21 protein-coding genes are annotated in these 22,058 nt (G+C 65.1%); 4 read left to right on the top strand and 17 right to left on the bottom strand.

Annotated features, from left to right (window positions below):
- Nucleotides 1-60 precede the first annotated feature (60 nt).
- Nucleotides 61-567, bottom strand: coding sequence for a CinA family protein (locus ACSX1D_RS05345; RefSeq protein ID WP_439861294.1), 507 nt, complete (start codon nt 565-567; stop codon nt 61-63).
- A gap of 84 nt (nt 568-651) precedes the next feature.
- Between ACSX1D_RS05345 and mutS the strand changes: the two genes are divergently transcribed.
- The 3 genes from mutS (at nt 652) to ACSX1D_RS05330 (ending at nt 5,057) form a co-directional block, all read left to right on the top strand.
- Complete coding sequence (gene mutS / locus ACSX1D_RS05340; RefSeq protein ID WP_439861293.1) at nt 652-3,225, top strand: DNA mismatch repair protein MutS; 2,574 nt, start codon at nt 652-654, stop codon at nt 3,223-3,225.
- Nucleotides 3,226-3,363: 138 nt separating this feature from the next.
- Nucleotides 3,364-3,687 (top strand): ferredoxin FdxA, encoded by a 324-nt coding sequence (gene fdxA, locus ACSX1D_RS05335; RefSeq protein ID WP_208708820.1) that lies wholly within the window; start codon nt 3,364-3,366, stop codon nt 3,685-3,687.
- Nucleotides 3,688-3,854: 167 nt separating this feature from the next.
- Nucleotides 3,855-5,057, top strand: coding sequence for an ISL3 family transposase (locus ACSX1D_RS05330; RefSeq protein WP_439861292.1), 1,203 nt, complete (start codon nt 3,855-3,857; stop codon nt 5,055-5,057).
- A gap of 384 nt (nt 5,058-5,441) precedes the next feature.
- On the opposite strand, the gene rpoS is transcribed toward ACSX1D_RS05330, so the two are convergent.
- The 9 genes from rpoS to ACSX1D_RS05285 all read right to left on the bottom strand — a co-directional run bounded on the left by rpoS (nt 5,442) and on the right by ACSX1D_RS05285 (nt 13,489).
- Nucleotides 5,442-6,449 carry an RNA polymerase sigma factor RpoS gene (rpoS, locus tag ACSX1D_RS05325; RefSeq protein WP_208708819.1) on the bottom strand — a complete coding sequence of 336 codons (1,008 nt, stop codon included), beginning with the start codon at nt 6,447-6,449 and terminating at the stop codon, nt 5,442-5,444.
- A gap of 105 nt (nt 6,450-6,554) precedes the next feature.
- On the bottom strand, nt 6,555-7,421 hold the full coding sequence (locus tag ACSX1D_RS05320; protein ID WP_439861291.1) for a peptidoglycan DD-metalloendopeptidase family protein: 867 nt from the start codon (nt 7,419-7,421) through the stop codon (nt 6,555-6,557).
- A gap of 57 nt (nt 7,422-7,478) precedes the next feature.
- Nucleotides 7,479-8,417, bottom strand: a complete 939-nt coding sequence (locus tag ACSX1D_RS05315) for a DUF368 domain-containing protein (RefSeq protein ID WP_208708817.1) — start codon at nt 8,415-8,417, stop codon at nt 7,479-7,481.
- A gap of 24 nt (nt 8,418-8,441) precedes the next feature.
- Nucleotides 8,442-9,077, bottom strand: coding sequence for a protein-L-isoaspartate(D-aspartate) O-methyltransferase (locus ACSX1D_RS05310; protein ID WP_439862269.1), 636 nt, complete (start codon nt 9,075-9,077; stop codon nt 8,442-8,444).
- 41 nt (nt 9,078-9,118) lie between these two features.
- Complete coding sequence (gene surE, locus ACSX1D_RS05305) at nt 9,119-9,868, bottom strand: 5'/3'-nucleotidase SurE (RefSeq protein ID WP_439861290.1); 750 nt, start codon at nt 9,866-9,868, stop codon at nt 9,119-9,121.
- On the bottom strand, nt 9,856-10,914 hold the full coding sequence (truD, locus tag ACSX1D_RS05300) for a tRNA pseudouridine(13) synthase TruD (RefSeq protein ID WP_439861289.1): 1,059 nt from the start codon (nt 10,912-10,914) through the stop codon (nt 9,856-9,858). The genes surE and truD overlap by 13 nt, the downstream gene beginning before the upstream one ends.
- A complete protein-coding gene (gene ispF / locus ACSX1D_RS05295) occupies nt 10,911-11,384 on the bottom strand; it encodes a 2-C-methyl-D-erythritol 2,4-cyclodiphosphate synthase (protein ID WP_439861288.1) in 474 nt (157 codons plus the stop codon). Before ispF ends, truD begins: the two co-directional genes overlap by 4 nt.
- Nucleotides 11,385-11,447: 63 nt before the next feature.
- The gene (gene fghA, locus ACSX1D_RS05290; protein ID WP_439861287.1) at nt 11,448-12,293 is read right to left on the bottom strand and encodes an S-formylglutathione hydrolase; all 846 of its coding nucleotides are present in this window, start codon (nt 12,291-12,293) and stop codon (nt 11,448-11,450) included.
- Between the two features lie 83 nt (nt 12,294-12,376).
- The gene (locus tag ACSX1D_RS05285) at nt 12,377-13,489 is read right to left on the bottom strand and encodes an S-(hydroxymethyl)glutathione dehydrogenase/class III alcohol dehydrogenase (RefSeq protein WP_439861286.1); all 1,113 of its coding nucleotides are present in this window, start codon (nt 13,487-13,489) and stop codon (nt 12,377-12,379) included.
- A 157-nt stretch (nt 13,490-13,646) separates the two neighbouring features.
- On the opposite strand from ACSX1D_RS05285, the gene ACSX1D_RS05280 reads away from it, so the two are divergent.
- Entirely contained in the window at nt 13,647-14,543 is an 897-nt protein-coding gene (locus ACSX1D_RS05280; RefSeq protein ID WP_439861285.1) for a LysR substrate-binding domain-containing protein, read from the top strand.
- A gap of 23 nt (nt 14,544-14,566) precedes the next feature.
- Here ACSX1D_RS05280 and ispD read toward each other — a convergent pair whose 3' ends face one another.
- The 7 genes from ispD to accA all read right to left on the bottom strand — a co-directional run bounded on the left by ispD (nt 14,567) and on the right by accA (nt 21,978).
- Nucleotides 14,567-15,274, bottom strand: a complete 708-nt coding sequence (gene ispD, locus ACSX1D_RS05275; protein ID WP_439861284.1) for a 2-C-methyl-D-erythritol 4-phosphate cytidylyltransferase — start codon at nt 15,272-15,274, stop codon at nt 14,567-14,569.
- Complete coding sequence (gene ftsB, locus ACSX1D_RS05270; protein ID WP_439861283.1) at nt 15,271-15,549, bottom strand: cell division protein FtsB; 279 nt, start codon at nt 15,547-15,549, stop codon at nt 15,271-15,273. Before ftsB ends, ispD begins: the two co-directional genes overlap by 4 nt.
- A gap of 65 nt (nt 15,550-15,614) precedes the next feature.
- Nucleotides 15,615-16,904: a phosphopyruvate hydratase gene (gene eno / locus ACSX1D_RS05265; protein ID WP_439861282.1), complete on the bottom strand. Its 1,290-nt coding sequence runs from the start codon at nt 16,902-16,904 to the stop codon at nt 15,615-15,617.
- Nucleotides 16,905-17,047: 143 nt separating this feature from the next.
- Complete coding sequence (gene kdsA, locus ACSX1D_RS05260; protein ID WP_439861281.1) at nt 17,048-17,893, bottom strand: 3-deoxy-8-phosphooctulonate synthase; 846 nt, start codon at nt 17,891-17,893, stop codon at nt 17,048-17,050.
- A gap of 4 nt (nt 17,894-17,897) precedes the next feature.
- Nucleotides 17,898-19,529 carry a CTP synthase gene (locus tag ACSX1D_RS05255; RefSeq protein ID WP_439861280.1) on the bottom strand — a complete coding sequence of 544 codons (1,632 nt, stop codon included), beginning with the start codon at nt 19,527-19,529 and terminating at the stop codon, nt 17,898-17,900.
- Nucleotides 19,530-19,710: 181 nt separating this feature from the next.
- Nucleotides 19,711-21,027, bottom strand: coding sequence for a tRNA lysidine(34) synthetase TilS (tilS, locus tag ACSX1D_RS05250; protein ID WP_439861279.1), 1,317 nt, complete (start codon nt 21,025-21,027; stop codon nt 19,711-19,713).
- On the bottom strand, nt 21,028-21,978 hold the full coding sequence (gene accA, locus ACSX1D_RS05245; protein ID WP_208708805.1) for an acetyl-CoA carboxylase carboxyl transferase subunit alpha: 951 nt from the start codon (nt 21,976-21,978) through the stop codon (nt 21,028-21,030).
- Between the last annotated feature and the right edge of the window lie 80 nt (nt 21,979-22,058).

The following is a 22,058-nucleotide window of genomic DNA, read 5'->3' as shown; positions in this document are numbered from 1 at the left end:
GGCCTGACGGCCAACAACTGTATAAGTAGCCAGTATTATTCCACAGGGCAAGTCGCCCGCCTACCCCGCCTCCGGATTTTCTTTCGCCAACAGCCGCAGCAACCCCTCTAGGGCGGCCTCGACCGTTTGTCGGCGGACTTCGCCACGGTCGCCGCTGAACTGCCGGCGCACGCTGAACAGCTCAGCGCCATCGCTCCAGGCCAGCCATACGGTGCCCACCGGCTTATCCGGCGAACCGCCATCCGGGCCGGCCACGCCGCTGACCGCCACGGCGTAGCGCGCGCCACTGGCGCTCTGGGCGCCGCGCACCATGGCCTCGACCACCTCGCGACTGACGGCCCCGACAGTGGCGAACAGCGCCTCGGGCACGTCCAGCTGCTTGCTCTTCTGGGCATTGGAATAGGTGACGTAGCCGGCCTCGAACCAGGCCGAGCTGCCGGGAACCCGGGTGATGGTCTCGGCGATACCGCCGCCGGTACAGGATTCGGCCGTGCTCACCTGGGCCTTGGCGGCCAGCAGTCGCGCACCCAGCTCGGCGGCCAGCCGGGTCAGCTCTCGATCATCCACAGTCTTTCGCGCTCCGGGGTGAAACGGGTAAGGGCGATACCCTACACTAGGCGCTTTTGCGATTCAGCCGGACAGTTAATCACGATGAGCCAAAGCGATCTCAGCGCCCACACCCCGATGATGCAGCAGTACTGGAAACTGAAGAACCAGCACCCGGACCAGCTGATGTTCTACCGCATGGGCGACTTCTACGAGATCTTCTACGAGGACGCCAAGAAGGCCGCCAAGCTGCTGGACATCACCCTCACCGCCCGCGGCCAGTCTGCCGGACAGGCCATTCCGATGTGCGGAATCCCCTTCCATTCCGTCGAGGGCTACCTGGCCAAGCTGGTCAAGCTCGGCGAGTCGGTGGTGATCTGCGAGCAGGTCGGTGATCCGGCCACCAGCAAGGGCCCGGTGGAGCGTCAGGTGGTGCGCATCATCACCCCCGGCACGGTCAGCGACGAAGCCCTGCTCGACGAGCGCCGCGACAACCTGTTGGCCGCCGTGCTCGGCGACGAACGCCTGTTCGGCCTGGCGGTGCTGGACATCACCAGCGGCCGCTTCAGCGTGCTCGAGATCAAGGGCTGGGAAAATTTGCTCGCCGAGCTGGAGCGGCTCAACCCGGTCGAATTGCTGATTCCCGATGACTGGCCCCAAGGCCTGCCGGCGGAAAAACGCCGCGGCGCGCGACGCCGGGCCCCTTGGGATTTCGAGCGCGATTCCGCACACAAGAGCCTGTGCCAGCAATTCGGCACCCAGGACCTCAAGGGCTTCGGCTGCGAGAGCCTGACCCTGGCCATCGGCGCTGCCGGCTGCCTGCTCGGTTACGCCAAGGAAACCCAACGCACCGCGCTACCGCACCTGCGCAGCCTGCGCCATGAGCGCCTCGACGACACAGTGATCCTCGACGGCGCCAGCCGGCGCAATCTGGAGCTGGACATCAACCTCGCCGGCGGACGGGACAATACCCTGCAGTCGGTGGTCGATCGCTGCCAGACTGCAATGGGCAGCCGCCTGCTCAGTCGCTGGCTGAATCGCCCGCTGCGCGACCGTGCGGTGCTGGAGGCGCGCCAGGAGTCCATCGACTGTTTCCTGGAGCGTTATCGCTTCGAGACCCTGCAGCCGCAGCTCAAGGAAATCGGCGACCTGGAGCGCATCCTCGCCCGTATCGGCCTGCGCAACGCCCGCCCGCGTGACCTGGCCCGCCTGCGCGATGCCCTGGCGGCGCTGCCGCAGCTACAGCAGGCGATGAGCGAGCTGGAGGCGCCGCACCTCAAGGCGCTGGCCGCCAGCGTGAGCACCTATCCGGAACTGGCGGACCTGCTGGCCCGGGCGATCATCGACAACCCGCCGGCGGTGATTCGCGAAGGCGGTGTGCTGAAGACCGGCTACGACGCCGAGCTGGACGAGCTGCAGGCGATGAGCGAAAACGCCGGCCAGTACCTGATGGACCTGGAAACCCGAGAGAAGGCCCGTACCGGCCTGGCCAACCTCAAGGTCGGCTACAACCGCGTGCATGGCTATTTCATCGAGCTGCCGAGCAAGCAGGCCGAACAGGCGCCCGCCGACTACATCCGCCGCCAGACCCTCAAGGGCGCCGAACGCTTCATAACCCCCGAGCTCAAGGAGTTCGAGGACAAGGCGCTGTCGGCCAAGAGCCGCGCCCTGGCCCGCGAGAAGCTGCTCTACGAAGCCCTGCTGGAGCTGCTGATCGAACACCTGGCACCGCTACAGGACAGCGCCGCCGCCTTGGCCGAGCTGGACGTGCTGAGCAACCTGGCCGAGCGTGCGCTGACGCTCGATCTCAACCGCCCGCGCTTCGTCGACGAGCCCTGCATGCGCATCGAGCAGGGCCGCCATCCGGTGGTGGAGCAGGTATTGACCACGCCGTTCGTGGCCAACGACCTGCGCCTGGACGACGCCACGCGCATGCTGATCATCACCGGGCCGAACATGGGCGGTAAGTCCACCTACATGCGCCAGACCGCGTTGATCGTGCTGCTGGCCCATATCGGCAGCTTCGTCCCGGCGGCCAGCTGCGAGCTGTCGCCGGTCGACCGCATCTTCACCCGCATCGGCTCCAGCGACGACCTGGCCGGCGGTCGCTCGACCTTCATGGTCGAGATGAGCGAGACGGCCAACATCCTGCACAACGCCAGCGAACGCAGCCTGGTGCTGATGGACGAGGTGGGCCGCGGCACCAGCACCTTCGACGGCCTGTCGCTGGCCTGGGCCGCTGCCGAGCAGCTGGCCAAGCTGCGCGCCTACACCCTGTTCGCCACCCACTACTTCGAGCTCACCGTGCTGCCGGAGAGCCAGCCGATCGTCGCCAACGTGCACCTCAACGCCACCGAGCACAACGAGCGCATCGTCTTCCTCCACCACGTGCTGCCCGGCCCGGCCAGCCAGAGCTATGGCCTGGCGGTGGCGCAGCTGGCCGGGGTGCCCGGCGAGGTCATCACCCGCGCCCGCGAGCATCTGGCGCGCCTGGAAACCACCAGCCTGCCCCACGAATTGCCCCAGCAGGAACCGGGACAAACCAGTGTTCCCCTGCAGAGCGACCTGTTCGCCAGCCTGCCGCACCCCGTGCTGGAAGAATTGTCGAGGCTCAATCCGGATGATCTAACGCCACGCAAGGCACTGGAGCTGTTATATACATGGAAGTCACGCATCTAACGCTGACTCGCGCAAGCTGATAGAATCGCGCGCATTTTTATGACTGCCCGGTTTAAAGCCTGAGCCGCGGCCAATAACGAACGCCTGCACACCCCGCACAGATGGGGCCAGGCTGCCGCCCGAGGAGAGAATCAAGCCATGACCTTCGTCGTTACCGACAACTGCATCAAGTGCAAATACACCGACTGCGTGGAAGTCTGCCCTGTCGACTGCTTTTACGAAGGCCCGAACTTCCTGGTGATTCACCCGGACGAGTGCATCGATTGCGCACTGTGCGAGCCCGAGTGCCCGGCACAGGCGATCTTCTCCGAAGACGAAGTCCCGGAGGACATGCAGGAATACATCGAACTGAACGCCGACCTGGCGGAAGTCTGGCCGAACATCACCGAGAAGAAGGACGCGCTGCCGGATGCCGAGGAGTGGGACGGGGTGAAGGACAAGCTGCAGCACCTGGAGCGCTGAGCCTCAGCAACAGCTCAAGGAAAGGCCCGCCATGCGCGGGCCTTTTACTTTTCTGCGGACAAAAAAAAGGTTCTTCGCGGACTCTGGGGAAAGAGCGAGTTGACAGTCAGGGAAATGGGTAGATTGGCAGTCGCCAAACACACCAACTCCCAGTCCCTGCTGTCGCCGTGCATCCTATTGATCTTGCCGCTTTCTGGCCAGGCTACGAGGTCGTCGCCTGCCGCCCCGCCGCTGAAAACACCCTGCTGATTGAGCTGGAGCCCCAGGCCAACCGGCTACCCCAGTGTGGGCGCTGTGGCCAGCCCTGTCCGTTGATCCACGAACGGCGCATGCGCCAGGTGCGTGACCGTGACCTGCTGGATCGGCGTGTTGTTCTGCAGTTACCCGTGCGCCGCATCGACTGCCTGACCTGTGGACGCGTGACCGAGCGTATCGACTGGTTGGGACCGGCCGCACGCCTGACTCGGCGCTTGCAGATCTGGCTCGAAGGCCTGTTGCAGCTCTTGCCGATAAGCCATGTCAGTCGCCTGACCGGCTTGCACTGGCACACCCTCAAGGCCATCGACAAGCGTCGATTGGAAGCCGCAGTGGGCGCCTTCGAGCCCGCTGACGTGCGGCGCTTGGTGATGGACGAGTTCGCCCTGCACAAGGGCCATCGCTACGCCACGGTGATCATGGATGCCGAGCGAACCCGCGTGCTGTGGGTCGGGCACGGCAACAGCCGCGAGGCTGTTCGGCCGTTCTTCGAGCTGCTTGGCGAGCGCTGCCAGCAGATCGAGGCGGTGGCGATGGACATGAACACGGCCTTCGACCTGGAGGTGAAGCGCCATTGCCCGCGGGCCGAGGTGGTGTACGACCTGTTCCATGTGGTGGCGCGCTACGGCCGCGAGGTGATCGACCGTATCCGCGTCGACCAGGCCAACCTGCTACGGCATGACAAACCGGCGCGCCAAGTGGTCAAGCGCAGTCGCTGGTTGCTGCTGCGCAACCGGGCCAACCTCAAGAGCGAGCAGGCGGTGCAGTTGCAGGAGCTGCTGCAAGCCAATCAATCACTGGCCACCGTCTACCTGCTCAAGGATGCGCTCAAGGACATCTGGTACGCGCCCGGCGTCTGGGAGGGCTGGCGGCGCTGGCGGGACTGGCAACGGCACGTCCGGGACAGTAGCCTGGCGCCGCTGCAGCGCTTCGCCAAGAACCTCAGGCGTTACCTCCGCGGCATCCTCGCCAGTGCCCGCTTCCCGATGCACACCAGCGTGCTGGAGGGGGTGAACAACCGCATCAAGGTCATCAAGCGCATGGCCTATGGCTTCCGCGACTCGGACTACTTCTTCCTGAAAATCAAGGCCGCCTTCCCCGGGAAAGTGCGATGAACCAAAAAAAAGGGGCGGTTTTACCCGCCCACTCTTTTGTCCCTACTCCCTTTATTTCCCAGCTCATCATCCTGATGAAACCGCATCCGGCGGTTGTCCTGGTCACCTTCCTTAGCGACCTGTGTCTGTCCCTCGACACAGGTGTGATATTAGCGATTTCCGGAGCACCTACAAGCCAGCATCAGCTCATCAGAAGCGCTCGAACGCGTACATGAGAAAAGATAATAATCAAAAATATCATATAGTTACGCTATCTATACGACCCAGAAGAGCCACTAGCCCGCGGCACTTTCCTGCAATTGCTTACACCCCTTGTAAGCAATGACTTACATGAACAGCCACAAAAAACCCGGCATCAGCCGGGCCTCTTGCTGCCTGTATCGCTCACTGAAACAACGAATCACTCGACAGGCCATTGCTCTCGAGGATTTCGCGCAGGCGCTTGAGCGCCTCAACCTGGATCTGCCGGACTCGCTCGCGAGTCAGACCGATTTCCTGGCCGACCTCCTCCAGGGTGCAGGTCTCATGGCCCCGCAAGCCGAATCGACGTACCACGACTTCACGCTGCTTGTCGGTCAGTTCCGACAGCCATTGGTCGATGCTCTGCGACAGATCATCGTCCTGCAACAGCTCACAGGGATCGGTCGGCCGATCATCGGTCAGGGTATCGAGCAGGGTCTTGTCCGAATCCGGGCCGAGGGACACATCCACCGAAGACACCCGCTCGTTCAGGCCCAGCATGCGCTTGACCTCACCCACCGGCTTCTCCAGCAGATTGGCGATCTCTTCGGCCGAGGGCTCATGGTCGAGCTTCTGGGTCAACTCACGAGCGGCGCGCAGGTAAACGTTCAGCTCCTTGACCACATGGATCGGCAAGCGAATGGTGCGGGTCTGATTCATGATCGCCCGCTCGATGGTCTGGCGAATCCACCAAGTGGCATAGGTCGAGAAGCGGAAGCCGCGTTCGGGGTCGAATTTCTCCACCGCGCGAATCAGCCCGAGATTGCCCTCCTCGATCAGGTCGAGCAGCGACAGGCCGCGATTGACATAGCGGCGGGCGATCTTCACCACCAAGCGCAGGTTGCTTTCGATCATGCGCTTGCGCCCGGCGGGGTCACCCTTCTGCGCCAGACGCGCGAAGAACACCTCTTCTTCGGGAGTAAGCAGGGGAGAAAAACCGATTTCGTTGAGGTACAGCTGAGTGGCGTCGAGCGCCCGGGTGTAGTCGATGTACTTGTGCTGCTTGCTGCTTGCCGAATTCTTGGCCTTGGAACGAGAAGCCGGTGCTGGCTTCTCCTCTTTCAAGCCGCCGTCCAAAACAATGCCAGGCTCCATCAGGAGCACTTCATCGTCGACGTCAAACTCCGGCGTTTCTTTTTTTTTGAGAGCCATTGTGGTTGCTCCTTGCTGAGTTCGACAGCAAGCCCGAGCGTCGCCTGGATCCCTGGCTACACCTGAGCCCGTTCCTCCCACGAAATGGAACAGGCCGGCGACTGATCAACGGCGAGGCAAGTATTGCAATGGATCTACAGGTTTACCCTGACGGCGAATTTCGAAGTGAAGCTTCACCCGGTCGGTTCCCGTGGAACCCATCTCGGCAATTGTCTGCCCGGCCTTGACCCGCTGCCCCTCCCGTACCAACAGCCTGCGGTTATGTCCGTAGGCACTGACGTAGGTATCGCTGTGTTTGATGATCAACAACTCGCCGTAGCCCCGTAAACCACTCCCGGCGTACACCACTGATCCATCAGACGCAGCCAAAACAGGCTGGCCTAATTCCCCCGCGATATCAATGCCTTTATTCAAACTACCGTTTGACGAAAAACGCCCGATCACGGCGCCGTTCGACGGCCAGGCCCAGCCGCTCGCGGAACGCTGAACCGGCTGCACCGGCGTGGTGGCTGGCGTGGTCTGAACCGGCGTGGGCGGGGCGCTGCGCACTGGCGTGACGGGCGCTGGAGCAGTGGCCACCGACGGCGCGACAGGCGCCGGCCGGCTGACCACCGGAGCCGCCGTCGCCACAGGGGCGGGACGCGCGACGGGCTGGCCATCGAAGCGAATGATCTGCCCCACCCGGATCAGATAGGGGGCCGTGATGCCGTTTCGTGCGGCCAGCGCCTTCCAGTCCCAGCCGAAGCGAAAGGCGATCGAATAGAGCGTATCGCCACGACGCACCACGTATTGCCCACTGGTTACGGTCGGGCGCTGCTGGGCCGCCGCCGCACGGTGATTACGGTCAACCACCTGCACCCCACCGGATGGAGGGTTGGCGCAACCGCTCAGCAACACGCCCAGGACCAGGCCACTCAGCAGGCAACGGAGGCGGCTGCAGCGAGCTGGCGATTGAATGGCAGTGAAGCTCACCCGTGTCTCCCCTATTTGGCAAACGGCATGGGATGGTAGGCGCGTATTGTGCCGCAATTAATTGCGGCAACCAGTGTTTTGCTGCAAGCGGCCGGCCAGCCATTCCAGGCCGAGCACCAGCAGCACCCCGGACAGAGCCAGGAGGATGGCCAGCAGCAGCTGCGGATCCTGGCCGCTGATCTCGGCAAACCGCCCAGGCAACAGGTTGGCCTGCAGCAGCGGCACCTGCTCGCCGTGACGGTCGGTCCGCCAGGTCAGGGTCTCCTTCCAGGGCCAGATCTTGTTCAGCGAGCCGAGCATCAAGCCGGTGAGGAAGGCCAGGCTCAGGTCGCGCCAGCGCACCAGCAGCCAACGCAGAAGGCTGGCGAAGCTGACGATGCCCACCAGGCAGCCGCTGGCGAACAAGGCCAGCACACCGACATCCAGGCTTTTGACCGCGCCGAGGACGAAGGGATAGAGCCCCAGCAGGACCAGGATGAAGCTACCGGATATCCCCGGCAGGATCATCGCGCAGATGGCGATGGCGCCGGCGAGGAACAGGCTCAGCGGATCATGCCCCCACTGCACCGGCGCGGCCACGGTGATCCAGTAGGCAAAGCCCATCCCCAGGACGAAGCTAAGCCCGCGAGACCAATTCCAGCGTTGGATCTCCCGCGCCACTATGTGCGCGGAAACCAGGATCAGGCCGAAGAAGAACGACCAGACCGCGATGGGCTGAGCCACCAGCAGGTAGCTGATCAACCGCGCCAGGCTGAGCACGCTGGTGAGGATGCCGGCCAGCAGCACCAGCAGGAAGGTCGCGTTGGCCGCCTGCCAGGCCGCCACGATACGCCCGCGCAGGAGCATGCCCAAGGCCGCCGGCACGCTGGCGAGCGAGCGCAGCAACTCGTCATAGATGCCACTGATAAAGGCCACGGTGCCGCCGGACACGCCGGGCACCACATCGGCCGCGCCCATGGCGATGCCCTTGGCATAGAGCAGGAATTGTTTCTTCATGGATCCATCCGGTTAAGCGTGAGGTCAGGCCAGCGGCCCATTGAGCAGAGGCACGAAGCGCACGGCATCCAGCACATGCCTGGCAAAACCGTGTTCCTCGCGAACGATCAGCAGCAGTTGTTGCACATCGCCGGCGCCAACCGGGATCACCAGGCGCCCGCCCGGAGCCAGCTGGTCGAGCAGGGCCTGGGGCACCTCGGAGGCAGCCGCAGTGACGATGATGCCGTTGTACGGCGCCAGCGCCGACCAGCCCTCCCAGCCATCGCCCCAGCGGAACACCACGTTGCGCAGGTTCAGCTCGACCAGGCGCTCCTTGGCCCGCTCCTGCAAGCCCTGAATGCGCTCGACGGTGAACACCCGTTCGACCAGCTGGGCCAGGATCGCGGTCTGGTAACCGGAGCCGGTGCCGATCTCCAGCACCTTGTCCAGCGGACCGGCCGCCAGCAGCAGCTCGCTCATCCGCGCGACCATGTAGGGCTGCGAGATGGTCTGGTTGCTGCCGATCGGCAGCGCGGTGTCCTCGTAGGCACGGTGCGCCAGGGCCTCATCGACGAACAGATGGCGCGGCGTGCGGCGGATGGCCTCGAGCACATGGGCGTTGGACAGGCCCTCCTCGTACAGACGCTGGATCAGTCGCTCGCGGGTGCGCTGCGAGGTCATGCCGATGCCCCGGCGCTGCAGTTCGTCCTGGTCCCGATTCATCAGAGCAAGCTCTCCAGCCATGGTTGCAGGCCGTTGAAGCCTTCCTTAAAGGTGCGGTCCAGCTGCAGCGGCGTCACCGACACGTAGCCCTGGCTCACCGCATGGAAATCCGTTCCCGGGCCACCGTCCTCGGCGGCGCCGGCCGCGGAAATCCAGTAGCCCTCCTTGCCGCGCGGATTGACCACCTTGACCGGTGCCGCGGCACGGGCGCGATGGCCAAGGCGCGTCAACTGGACACCGCGCACCTGATCCAGTGGCAAGTTGGGAACATTGACGTTGAGCACGGTGCGCGGCGACAAGTCGAGGCGCTCATGGGCGGCCACCAGCTTGCGGGCGAAATAGGCCGCGGTCGGCAGGTTGTCCGGCGCCCGCGACAGCAGGGAGAAGGCAAAGGCCGGACGGACCAGGAAACGCCCCTCCAGGGCGGCGGCCACGGTGCCGGAGTAGAGCACGTCGTCGCCCAGGTTGGCGCCGAGGTTTATGCCCGAGACCACCAGATCGGCGAGCTCCGGGAGCAGGCCGTTGAGCCCCAGGTGCACGCAGTCGGTGGGCGTGCCGTTGAGGCTGATGAAACCGTTGGCCAGGGTTTGCGGGTGCAGCGGCCGGTCCAGGGTCAGCGAGCTGCTGGCGCCACTGCGGTCCTGGTCGGGCGCGATCACCGTGCAATCGGCATAGTCGAGCAGCGCAGCGTGCAGCGCGGCGAGGCCCGGCGCCGCCACGCCGTCGTCGTTAGAAATCAGAATACGCATGGGTTATCCGTCTGCCCTGCCGGCAGTAGATCGACGAGTTCGCGCACCAAGACAGTGGCGAAGCATCCAGCCGGCAGGACGAATTCCAGTTGCAGAATGTCAGGCTCCGGATAATGCCACGTCAAACCGCCGATGGGGAGGCGCAGGATGCGCCGTTCGTGCTCCAGGCCCGCTTCTGCCAGCCAGGCGACCAGCTCGCTGTCGCTTTGCGCCAGGCGCTGTTCCAGTTCCTGGGTGAGCCCGCCGGCCGGTGACTGGCCGGCGCCCCACAGCGGTCCGGTCGGGTGCAGGTCGAGCAGCGCCAAGCGCGGATCCTCGCACTCGGCCGCGCCGGCCATGAAGAAGCTGCGGCTGTCGGTGAAGGCCAGCAGATCGCCGACCTGCGCCCGGTTCCAGGTGCCGGCGGCGACTCGCTCGGCCAGGGCACGATTGAACAAATAACTGCGCGCCGCCGAGAGCACCCGCGAACGCACGTTGCGTTTCTCGGGCAGGCTGCCGCCTGCGGCAAAGTGCCGGGCATGGGCCAGGTTTCCGCCCTCGTGGCCGAAACGCTGCAAGCCGTAGTAGTTCGGGATACCCTGGGCGGCGATCTGCTGCAGGCGTCCATCCAGGGCTGCGAGGTCGGCCTTGAGCTGGGTCAGGCGCAGGGTAAACCCATTGGCGGCATGCGCCCCACGCTGCAGCTTGCGGCTATGCCGCACCTGCTTGAGGACACTCAGGCTGGCGTCTTGCGCCGCGCGCAGATCAGGATCGAGCTTGCCCGGCAGGTGCAGGCTGAACCACTGGCGGGTCAGGGCCTGGCGATCCTTGAGGCCGGCATAGCTGATCATCCGCAACGGCACCCCGGCGGCGCGGGCGATGCGCTTGGCCGCTTCCTCGGTATTCAGCCCGCGCTTCTCCACCCACAACCAGAGGTGCTCGCCCTCGCCGGCCAATGGGATTTCCAGCACCTCGTCGACCTGGAAGTCTTCCGCACTGGCTTTGAGCACCGCACTGCCGCAGGCCGGGCCATGGGCGCGCGGGCCCAGCAGTTCGAGCTCGGTCATAGGCCGACCAACAGCGCCACGGCATGCACCGCGATGCCCTCCTCACGCCCGGTGAAACCGAGCTTCTCGGTGGTGGTGGCCTTGACGTTGACCTGATCCAGATCGACCTGCAGGTCTGCGGCGATTCGCTCGCGCATGGCCGGAATATGCGAGGCCATCTTCGGCGCCTGGGCGACGATGGTGACGTCGACATTGCCGACCCGCCAGCCCTTGGCCTGCACCAGGCCGAGCACGTGGCGCAGCAGCGCCCGGCTGTCGGCGCCCTTGAAGCGCGGGTCGGTGTCAGGGAAATGCCGGCCGATATCGCCGAGGGCCGCCGCGCCGAGCAACGCATCGCTGAGCGCATGCAGCAGCACGTCGCCGTCGGAGTGGGCAATCAACCCGAACCTGTGGGGAATCCGCACGCCACCGAGGGTGACGTGATCGCCCTCGCCGAAGCGGTGCACATCGTAGCCGTGACCAATACGCATAAAGAACAACGCCCTGAAAATTCAGGGCGTGATTCTACAGGACTCTCGACGACTGGGAGTCTTTCAGCTCTGCAGCGCCTGCGCATGATGACGCAGATGGTCATCGATGAAACTGGCGATGAAGTAATAGCTGTGGTCATAGCCCGGCTGCAGGCGCAGGGTCAGCGGATGCCCGGCGACCTGGGCGGCGCCTTGCAGGGCCTCGGGCTTGAGCTGATTGGCGAGGAAGTCGTCGCGGTCGCCCTGGTCGACCAGGATCGGCAAGCGCTCCGAGGCCTCGGCGATCAGCGCGCAGGCGTCCCACTCGCGCCAGCGCGAGCGATCTTCACCGAGGAAGCGGGTGAACGCCTTCTCGCCCCAGGGGCAGTTCATCGGGTTGTTGATCGGCGAGAAGGCCGACAGCGACTGGTAGCGCCCGGGGTTGCGCAGGGCGCAGACCAGCGCGCCATGGCCGCCCATGGAGTGGCCGCTGATGCCGCGCTTGTCCGAGACGGGGAAGTTGGACTCGATCAACGCCGGCAACTCCTGCACCACGTAGTCGTGCATGCGGTAGTGGCGTGCCCAGGGCTCCTGGGTGGCGTTGAGGTAGAAGCCCGCGCCCTTGCCGAAGTCCCAGGCGCCATCCGGGTCGCCGGGCACGTCGTCGCCACGCGGACTGGTGTCCGGCGCCACGATGATCAGCCCCAACTCGGCCGCCAGGCGCTGGGCGCCGGCCTTCTGCATGAAGTTCTCGTCGGTGCAGGTCAGGCCGCTCAACCAGTACAGCACCGGCAGCCTGGCGCCCTGCTCGGCCTGCGGCGGCAGGTAGACGGCGAACACCATGTCACAGTTGAGGGTGCTGGAGCGGTGACGGTAACGCTTGTGCCAGCCGCCGAAGCTTTTCTGGCAAGACAGGTTTTCCAAGGTCATGACAATCTCCGTGGGGTGGAAAGTCGCGAGGCGTTTTCCACCACTGGACGGTGGATGCCGCATGCGGCATCCACCCGGCGCAATCAGAAGTGGATGACGGTGCGGATGCTCTTGCCTTCGTGCATCAGTTCGAAGGCCTGATTGATGTCGTCCAGCGGCATATTGTGGGTGATGAAGGTGTCCAGCGGAATCTCACCCTTCTGCGACTTCTCGACATAACCCGGCAGCTCGGTGCGGCCCTTGACGCCACCGAAGGCGCTACCGCGCCAGACGCGACCGGTGACCAGCTGGAACGGACGGGTGCTGATCTCGGCACCAGCCGGCGCCACGCCGATGATGGTCGACTCGCCCCAGCCCTTGTGGCAGCACTCCAGCGCCGCACGCATCAGCTGCACATTGCCGATGCACTCGAAGCTGTAGTCGACACCACCGTCGGTCATTTCGACGATGACTTCCTGAATCGGCTTGGCATGGTCCTTGGGATTGACGAAGTCGGTCATGCCCAGCTCACGGGCCACGGCTTCCTTGGCCGGGTTGATGTCGATACCGATGATGCGCGAGGCCTTGGCCATCTTCGCACCGATGATCGCCGCCAGGCCGATGCCGCCCAGACCAAAGATCGCCACGGTGGCGCCCTCTTCGACCTTGGCGGTGTTGAGCACCGCACCGATGCCGGTGGTGACGCCGCAGCCCAGCAGGCAGACCTTGTCCAGCGGCGCTTCCTTCGGGATCACGGCAACGGAGACTTCCGGCAGCACGGTGTACTCGGAGAAGGTCGAGCAGCCCATATAGTGGTAGACCGGCTGACCCTGGTAGGAGAAGCGCGTGGTGCCGTCCGGCATCAGGCCCTTGCCCTGGGTGGCCCGGACCGAGCTGCACAGGTTGGTCTTGTTGGACTTGCAGAACTTGCACTGGCCGCACTCGGCGGTGTACAGCGGGATCACGTGATCGCCCACCTTGACTGAGGTCACCCCCTCGCCGACCGCCTCGACCACGCCACCGCCCTCGTGACCGAGGATGCAGGGGAATACGCCTTCGGAATCCTGACCAGACAGGGTGTAGGCGTCGGTGTGGCACACGCCGGTGGCGACGATGCGCACCAGCACTTCGCCGGCCTGGGGCGGCGCGACGTCCACTTCGACGATCTGCAGGGGTTGGTTGGCGGCAAAGGCCACGGCAGCACGGGACTTGATCATGTTCGCTCTCCGATGGGTGCAAAAGTGGCGGAAAGTATAGATCAGCCACCAATCATCAATAATCGGCCACCATGCAAAACATTATTGCCAACCAGGGACAATCGCAGGCCTGCCAGCTTAGAATCTGTGGCCACCCCACTACCCTAGGAGCGCCGCGATGAGCCGCTGGGAAGGCCTGGATGAATTCGTCGCCGTGGCCGAATGCGGCCAGTTCACCGCCGCCGCCGAACGCCTGGGCCTGTCTTCTTCACAGGTCAGCCGGCAGATCGCTCGCCTGGAAGACCGCCTGCAGACCCGCCTGTTTTACCGCAGCACCCGCCGGGTGGCACTGACCGAGGCCGGCCAGACCTTCCTGCAGCACTGCCAGCGCCTGCAGGACGCCCGCGAAGAGGCGCTGCGCGCGGTCGGCGATCTCGGCAGCGAACCCAAGGGCTTGTTGCGCATGACCTGCGCGGTGGCCTACGGCGAGCGCTTCATCGTGCCGCTGGTGACCGACTTCATGAGCAGGCACCCCCAGTTGCGGGTCGAGATCGAGCTGAGCAACCGCACCCTGGACATGGTCCAGGAAGGCCTCGACCTGGCCATTCGCCTCGGCCGCCTGCAGGACTCGCGCCTGGTGGCCACGCGCCTGGCGCCGCGGCAGATGTACCTGTGCGCGGCGCCGGCCTACCTGCAGCGCTACGGCCGCCCGCACAGCCTGTCCGAGCTGAGCCGACACAACTGCCTGATCGGCAGCTCGGATACCTGGACCTTCCAGCTCAACGGCCGCGAGTCGGCCCAGCGGGTCCAGGGCAACTGGCGCTGCAACAGCGGTCAGGCGGTGCTGGAGGCGGCCCTGCGTGGACTGGGGCTGTGCCAGTTGCCGGACTACTACGTGCTGGAGCACCTGCGCAGCGGCGCCCTGGTGTCCTTGCTGGGCAACCAGCAGCCGCCGAACACCGCGGTCTGGGCACTCTATCCGCAACAGCGCCACCTGTCGCCCAAGGTGCGGCAACTGGTGGACTACCTCAAGGACGGCTTGGCGCAGCGCCACGAATACCGCGCGAACGCCTGACCGGCAAGCGGCGGGAGCGGCGCTTAGGCTTTACGCCAGAGCAGCGCCAGGCTCTGCAGGTCTTCCGGACGGGTGACCTTGAGGTTGTCGGCCCGCCCCTCGATCAGCCGTGGCGCGCAACCGGCCCACTCGATGGCCGACGCCTCGTCGGTGATCGCCACGCCAGACACCAGGGCGTCGGCCAGGGCCCGGTGCAACTGGCCGAGGCGGAACATCTGCGGGGTGTAGGCCTGCCAGATCGGCGCACGATCTACGGTCTCATGCACCCGGCCATCGGCACCGGCGCGCTTGAGGGTGTCGCGTGCCGGCACCGCCAGCAGGCCGCCGACCGGGTCGTCGGCCAGCTCGCCGAGCAGGCGATCGAGATCGCCGCGCGACAGGTTGGGCCGCGCGGCGTCGTGCACCAGCACCCAATCCCGCTCCTGGGCGCCCAGCTCGGCCAGGCGGCGCAGGCCGCCCAACACCGAGTCGGCACGCTCGCGGCCACCGTCGGCGCGCTGAATGCGCGCATCGGCGGCGCAGGCCAGGGTCGGCCAGTAGGGATCGTCACTGGCCAGGCTGACCACCAGCCCACGCAGCTGCGGATGATCGAGAAAGCAGGCCAGGGTGTGTTCGAGAATGGTCCGACCGGCCAGCACCAGATACTGCTTGGGGCGGTCGGCGCGCATCCGGCTGCCGACCCCGGCAGCCGGAATCAGCGCCCAGAAAGGAGGCAGGCTGGAAGCAGTCATTCGGTCAGCTGAAAGAGGGTCTCGCCCTCTTTGACCATGCCCAGCTCATGGCGGGCGCGTTCCTCGACGGTTTCCATGCCTTTCTTCAGCTCCAGCACCTCGGCCTCGAGGATGCGGTTGCGCTCCAGCAGGCGCTGGTTCTCGCCTTGCTGGTCGGCGATCTGCTGCTTCAGGTCGGCGACCTGGGCCAGGCTGCCATCACCAATCCACAAGCGGTACTGCAAGCCGGCGAGCAGCAGAACCAGTACCAGCCACAACCAATAGGGGCTACGCATAGAGGAAAAAGTATCCGAACGAAAAAGGGGCGACTCGCGCCGCCCCTCTTTTACCACGACTGAGTTCAACCACGGAACTCGGCGCGACCACGATAGACCGCCTTGCCCGCCAGCTGCTCTTCGATGCGCAGCAGCTGGTTGTACTTGGACACGCGATCGGAGCGGCACAGCGAGCCGGTCTTGATTTGCCCGGCGGCGGTGCCCACGGCGAGATCCGCGATGGTGCTGTCTTCGGTCTCACCGGAGCGGTGCGAGATCACCGCGGTGTAGCCAGCGGCCTTGGCCATCTGGATGGCCTCCAGGGTCTCGGTCAGCGAGCCGATCTGGTTGAACTTGATCAGGATCGAGTTGGCGATGGACTCGTCGATACCGCGCTTGAGGATCTTGGTGTTGGTGACAAACAGGTCGTCGCCGACCAGCTGCACCTTGGCACCGATCTTGTCGGTCAGCACCTTCCAGCCGGCCCAGTCGGACTCGTCCATGCCGTCTTCGATGGAGATGATCGGGTAACGCTGGGACAGGCCGGCCAGGTAGTCGGCGAAACCGGCGGCGTCGAACACCTTGCCTTCGCCGGCCAGGTCGTATTGGCCGTTCTTGTAGAACTCGCTGGAAGCGCAGTCCAGGGCCAGGGTGACGTCGTCGCCCAGCTTGTAGCCGGCATTGGCCACGGCTTCGGCGATGGCCGCCAGGGCGTCCTCGTTGGAGGCCAGGTTCGGCGCGAAGCCGCCCTCGTCGCCCACCGAGGTGCTCAGGCCACGCGCCTTGAGCACGGCCTTGAGGTGATGGAAGATCTCGGTGCCCATGCGCAGGGCGTCGGAGAAGGTCTTGGCGCCGACCGGCTGAACCATGAACTCCTGGATATCGACGTTGTTATCGGCGTGCTCGCCGCCGTTGATGATGTTCATCATCGGCACCGGCATGGAGTACTGGCCCGGCGTGCCGTTGAGGTCGGCGATGTGCGCGTACAGTGGCACGCCCTTGGCCTGGGCGGCGGCCTTGGCGGCGGCCAGGGACACGGCGAGGATGGCGTTGGCGCCCAGGCTGGCCTTGTTCTCGGTACCGTCGAGCTCGATCATCGCGCGGTCCAGGGTCTGCTGGTCGACGGCGTCTTTGCCGAGCAGCAGGTCACGGATCGGACCGTTGATGTTGGCCACGGCCTTGAGCACGCCCTTGCCCAGGTAACGGCTCTTGTCGCCATCACGCAGCTCCAGCGCTTCACGCGAACCGGTGGAGGCACCGGACGGCGCACAGGCGCTGCCGATGATGCCGCCCTCGAGGATCACATCGGCTTCCACGGTCGGGTTGCCACGGGAGTCGAGAACCTCACGGCCTTTGATGTCGACGATCTTTGCCATTGCGTTGAGCACTCCAAAAGTTGACGAAAGGATAGCGCCGGACTGGACAGCCATTGCCCGTTGCCAAATGGACAGACGAGAAAATTGTACCGGCTAACAAACAAAACTGTATACAACTAGCACCTTACCGGGAAACCACCGCGTCAGGCAGTCTCGATCGGTGCGAAGCTCTTGACCAGATCATCCAGCTGCTTGAGCTGAGTGAGGAACGGCTCCAGCTTGTCCAGGCGCAACGCGCACGGGCCGTCGCACTTGGCGTTGTCCGGATCCGGATGGGCCTCGAGGAACAGGCCGGCCAGGCCCTGGCTCATACCCGCCTTGGCCAGGTCGGTGACCTGGCCACGCCTTCCTGCGGCAGAGTCGGCGCGACCGCCGGGCATCTGCAGGGCATGGGTGACGTCGAAGAACACCGGGTAGTCGAACTGCTTCATGATGCCGAAGCCGAGCATGTCCACCACCAGGTTGTTGTAGCCGAACGAGGTGCCGCGCTCGCAGAGGATCAGCTGGTCGTTGCCGGCTTCCACGCACTTGGCCAGGATGTGCTTCATTTCCTGGGGCGCGAGGAACTGGGCTTTCTTGATGTTGACCACCGCGCCGGTCTTGGCCATGGCCACCACCAGGTCGGTCTGCCGCGAGAGGAAGGCCGGCAGCTGGATGATGTCGCAGACCTCGGCGACCGGCTGTGCCTGATAGGGCTCATGCACGTCGGTGATCACCGGCACGCCGAAGGTCTTCTTCACTTCCTCGAAGATCTTCAGCCCCTCGTCCAGGCCCGGGCCACGGAACGAGGCCACCGAAGAACGGTTGGCCTTGTCGAAGCTGGCCTTGAACACGTAGGGAATACCGAGTTTCTCGGTGACCCGCACGTATTCCTCGCAGGCCTGCATGGCCAGATCGCGCGACTCGAGGACGTTGATGCCGCCGAACAGCACCATGGGCTTGTCGTTGGCGATCTCGATCGCGCCGACGCGAATAGTCTTCTGCGTCATGTCCTCAGGCCTTCTTTGCTTGCTGCGCCAGCGCGGCATTGACGAAGCCACTGAACAGCGGGTGGCCGTCACGCGGCGTCGAGGTGAACTCGGGGTGGAACTGGCAGGCGACGAACCACGGGTGATCCGGCGCCTCGACCACTTCCACCAGCGCGCCGTCGCCGGAGCGCCCGGTGACCTTGAGGCCGGCCTCGATCAGCTGCGGCAGCAGGTTGTTGTTGACCTCGTAGCGATGACGATGGCGCTCGACGATCACATCCTGGCCGTAGCACTCACGCACCTGGGAGCCGCTTTCCAGCTGGCAATCCTGGGCGCCCAGGCGCATGGTGCCGCCGAGGTCGGAGGCTTCGGTGCGCTGCTCGGTGGCGCCGGTGGCGTCCTGCCACTCGGTGATCAGGCCGACCACCGGATGGCCGCTGCCGCTGTCGAATTCGGTGGAGTTGGCGTCCTGCCAGCCCAGCACGTTGCGGGCGAATTCGATCACCGCGACCTGCATGCCGAGGCAGATGCCCAGGTAGGGAATCTTGTTCTCACGGGCGTACTGCACGGTCTTGATCTTGCCTTCCACGCCACGCAGGCCGAAGCCGCCGGGGACCAGGATGGCATCGACGCCTTCCAGCAGCGAGGTGCCCTGGTTTTCGATGTCTTCGGAATCGATATAGCGCAGGTTGACCTTGGTGCGGTTCTGGATGCCGGCATGGCTCATCGCCTCGATCAGCGACTTGTAGGCATCCAGCAGCTCCATGTACTTGCCGACCATGGCGATATTGACTTCGCGCTCGGGGTTGAGCTTGGCGTCGACCACGCGGTCCCACTCGGACAGGTCGGCACCGCCGCAGTCCAGGCCGAAACGCTCGACGACGAAGTCGTCCAGGCCCTGGGCATGCAGCACCGAAGGGATCTTGTAGATGGTGTCGACATCTTCCAGGCTGATCACCGCACGCTCTTCGACGTTGGTGAACAGGGCGATCTTGCGCCGCGAAGACACATCGACCGGATGGTCGGAGCGGCACACCAGTACGTCCGGCTGCAGGCCGATGGAGCGCAGCTCCTTCACAGAGTGCTGGGTCGGCTTGGTCTTGGTCTCGCCGGCGGTGGCGATGTAGGGCACCAGGGTCAAGTGCATCAGCATGGCGCGCTTGGCGCCCACTTCCACGCGCAGCTGGCGGATGGCCTCGAGGAACGGCTGCGACTCGATGTCGCCGACCGTACCGCCGATCTCGACCATGGCCACGTCGGCAGCGCCGGCGCCCTTGATGATGCGGCGCTTGATCTCGTCGGTGATGTGCGGAATGACCTGAATGGTGGCGCCCAGGTAATCACCACGGCGCTCCTTGCGCAGCACGTCTTCGTAGACGCGGCCGGTGGTGAAGTTGTTGTTCTGGGTCATGGTGGTGCGGATGAACCGCTCGTAGTGGCCCAGGTCGAGGTCGGTCTCGGCGCCGTCGTGGGTGACGAACACCTCGCCGTGCTGGAACGGGCTCATGGTGCCCGGATCGACGTTGATATAGGGGTCCAGCTTGAGCATCGTGACCTTCAGGCCCCGCGCCTCCAGGATGGCCGCCAATGAAGCCGAGGCGATGCCTTTCCCCAAAGAAGAAACAACACCACCCGTGACGAAGATGTAGCGCGTCATGAAAAACCCTAGAAGTCTGCGTTTAAGCGGTCAGCGCCGCCGGGGAAAGCGAAGGAAAGCCGAAGCTCCAATCACGGAATTGCCGCAATTGGCAAGCCATCGCCGACTCCGGTTTTCGCGAGGAAAGGGAGTCAGCAAAAGCTCTGATAAGACGGGAGCGTAGTCTACCGGAAAGGCCTTATCAGCTCAAACCCGGATCGCTGGATGGCGGCTGCCAACTGAGCCGCCACTGGTCGTCGAGCGGTCCGTCCAATCCGGGCAGATTGGCCACCGCCCGCACCTCGCCGTCACACAGCAACAGCGGCAAACGACCGCGAACGAAGGCCGGCACCTGACGTTCGTTGAGCAGGCGCTTGAGATCTCGATGGCCGCGACCAGGCAGATTCATCACCTCGCCCCCCTGGCGATAGGCCAGGCGCCACTGGCCTGCGCCGCCGAGGCTGCCATCGATACGCACACAGCCATTACCCGGCAGTTCCAGCGCTTGATTGATCTGCGGCACAACCGAAGGCGCCGCCGGCGCTCGCAGCCAGTCACCGGAAAGCCACCACAGCTGCTCGTCGGCACGACGCAGCTCACCGCTCGCCAGGCGCCAGATCGGCGCCGCGTCGCCGGCGGCCGAGAGCAGCGCGTCCCAGCCCGCCCAGTGCTCGACATCCGGCATCGGCGTCCGCTCGCGCAGCCAGTAGCGCAGCGCGTTGCGCTGGCGCGCCGGGCTGAGGGTGCGCAACGAGGCCAAGGCCAGGCTCGGCAATGGCAGCCAGGTCAATGGACTGGGCGCCAGCGCCGGCGCCAGGTCCAGTTGCGCCAGCTCATCGAGCAGCTGCGTGGACTCCCCCAGCAGCGCGGCACTGCGCGCCATGTTGGCGGCCGCCTGGGGCCAGCGCGCCGCCAGCATCGGCATCACCCGATGACGCAGGTAGTTGCGCGAAAAACGCCCATCGGCGTTGGACGGGTCCTCGACCCAGGACAGGCACCGCTCGGCGGCGTAGGCCTCCAGCTCGGCGCGCGAACAGTGCAGCAGCGGGCGCAGCAGCTGGCCCATTCCCAGCGGCCGGCTCTGTGGCATGCCCGCCAGACCGCGCACGCCGGCACCGCGCAGCAGGCGAAACAGCAGGGTTTCGGCCTGATCATCGCGATGCTGGGCGCTGAGCAGCACCTCGCCGCCCCCCAGCGCCGCGGCAAAGGCGGCATAGCGCGCCTCGCGCGCGGCGCGCTCGAGGCTGGCACCCGGTTTCACCTCGACAGACCGGACCTGCAAGGCAATCCCCAGCCGATCGCACACCCGCCGACAATGTGCCGGCCAGGCCTCGGCCGCAGCCTGCAGGCCGTGCTGGATATGGATGGCGGAAAGAGGCGGCAGGACCTCGCGTTGCGCGAGCTCAGCCAGCAGATGGAGCAGCACGGTGGAGTCCAGGCCACCGGAAAAGGCCACGCGCCAGGCCGGCGCAGCACGCCAAGGAGCCAGATTCCCCAGCACCTTGGCGTGCAGACTCATTTAGGCGACGCCGTAGCTCATCAGGCGCTCATAGCGACGGGCCAGCAGCTCGGCGGTATCGAGCTTCTTCAGGGTCGCCAGCTGGGCCTTCAGCTCCTGGCGGATCGACTCGGCCGCTGCGACCGGATCGCTGTGAGCGCCACCCAGGGGCTCGGCGATGACCTTGTCGACGATGCCCAGGCCCTTCAGGCGCTCGGCGGTGATGCCCATGGCCTCGGCAGCATCCGGCGCCTTCTCCGCGGTTTTCCACAGGATCGAGGCACAGCCTTCCGGGGAAATCACCGAGTAGGTCGAGTACTGCAGCATGTTCAGACGGTCGCACACGCCGATCGCCAGGGCCCCGCCGGAACCGCCCTCGCCGATCACGGTGGCGATGATCGGGGTCTTCAGGCGCGCCATCACGCGCAAGTTCCAGGCGATGGCCTCGCTCTGCCCGCGCTCTTCGGCGTCGATACCCGGATAGGCGCCTGGGGTGTCGATGAAGGTGAGGATCGGCATCTTGAAGCGCTCGGCCATCTCCATCAGGCGGCAGGCCTTGCGGTAGCCTTCCGGACGCGGCATGCCGAAGTTGCGCCGGACCTTCTCGCGCACATCGCGGCCCTTCTGGTGACCGATGACCATCACCGGCTCGCCGTCCAGACGCGCCACGCCACCGACGATCGCGGCGTCATCGGAGAAATGGCGGTCGCCATGCAGTTCATCGAACTCGGTGAAGATGTGCTGCAGATAGTCGAGGGTATAGGGGCGGCGCGGATGACGGGCGAGCTGGGCGATCTGCCAGCTGGTCAGGTTGCCGAAAATGCTTTCGGTCAGGGCGCTGCTCTTGTCCTGCAGGCGGGCGATCTCTTCGTTGATGTTCAACGCGTTGTCATTACCCACCAAGCGAAGCTCTTCGATCTTGGCTTGCAGGTCGGCGATCGGCTGTTCGAAATCGAGAAAGTTCGGGTTCATAGTCATCCGTCTTGCGTCGACGGCCAAGCGGCCGGGGAGCTGTATCCGTTTCGCGCCCTACCTTAAGGGATCAGGCGCAT

The organism is Pseudomonas sp. MBLB4136, from assembly GCF_051904765.1.
Classification (GTDB): Bacteria; Pseudomonadota; Gammaproteobacteria; order Pseudomonadales; family Pseudomonadaceae; genus Aquipseudomonas.
This window is presented reverse-complemented; position numbering and strand designations above follow the sequence as displayed.

Excerpts from the sequence above, each read along its gene's own strand:
- mutS (WP_439861293.1), top strand. The coding sequence starts at position 652 with ATGAGCCAAAGCGATCTCAGCGCCCACACCCCGATGATGCAGCAGTAC.
- fdxA (WP_208708820.1), top strand. The coding sequence starts at position 3,364 with ATGACCTTCGTCGTTACCGACAACTGCATCAAGTGCAAATACACCGAC.
- rpoS (WP_208708819.1), bottom strand. The coding sequence starts at position 6,449 with ATGGCTCTCAAAAAAAAAGAAACGCCGGAGTTTGACGTCGACGATGAA.
- ACSX1D_RS05315 (WP_208708817.1), bottom strand. The coding sequence starts at position 8,417 with ATGAAGAAACAATTCCTGCTCTATGCCAAGGGCATCGCCATGGGCGCG.
- ACSX1D_RS05310 (WP_439862269.1), bottom strand. The coding sequence starts at position 9,077 with ATGACCTCGCAGCGCACCCGCGAGCGACTGATCCAGCGTCTGTACGAG.
- surE (WP_439861290.1), bottom strand. The coding sequence starts at position 9,868 with ATGCGTATTCTGATTTCTAACGACGACGGCGTGGCGGCGCCGGGCCTC.
- truD (WP_439861289.1), bottom strand. The coding sequence starts at position 10,914 with ATGACCGAGCTCGAACTGCTGGGCCCGCGCGCCCATGGCCCGGCCTGC.
- ispF (WP_439861288.1), bottom strand. The coding sequence starts at position 11,384 with ATGCGTATTGGTCACGGCTACGATGTGCACCGCTTCGGCGAGGGCGAT.
- fghA (WP_439861287.1), bottom strand. The coding sequence starts at position 12,293 with ATGACCTTGGAAAACCTGTCTTGCCAGAAAAGCTTCGGCGGCTGGCAC.
- ACSX1D_RS05285 (WP_439861286.1), bottom strand. The coding sequence starts at position 13,489 with ATGATCAAGTCCCGTGCTGCCGTGGCCTTTGCCGCCAACCAACCCCTG.
- ACSX1D_RS05280 (WP_439861285.1), top strand. The coding sequence starts at position 13,647 with ATGAGCCGCTGGGAAGGCCTGGATGAATTCGTCGCCGTGGCCGAATGC.
- ispD (WP_439861284.1), bottom strand. The coding sequence starts at position 15,274 with ATGACTGCTTCCAGCCTGCCTCCTTTCTGGGCGCTGATTCCGGCTGCC.
- ftsB (WP_439861283.1), bottom strand. The coding sequence starts at position 15,549 with ATGCGTAGCCCCTATTGGTTGTGGCTGGTACTGGTTCTGCTGCTCGCC.
- eno (WP_439861282.1), bottom strand. The coding sequence starts at position 16,904 with ATGGCAAAGATCGTCGACATCAAAGGCCGTGAGGTTCTCGACTCCCGT.
- kdsA (WP_439861281.1), bottom strand. The coding sequence starts at position 17,893 with ATGACGCAGAAGACTATTCGCGTCGGCGCGATCGAGATCGCCAACGAC.
- ACSX1D_RS05255 (WP_439861280.1), bottom strand. The coding sequence starts at position 19,529 with ATGACGCGCTACATCTTCGTCACGGGTGGTGTTGTTTCTTCTTTGGGG.
- tilS (WP_439861279.1), bottom strand. The coding sequence starts at position 21,027 with ATGAGTCTGCACGCCAAGGTGCTGGGGAATCTGGCTCCTTGGCGTGCT.
- accA (WP_208708805.1), bottom strand. The coding sequence starts at position 21,978 with ATGAACCCGAACTTTCTCGATTTCGAACAGCCGATCGCCGACCTGCAA.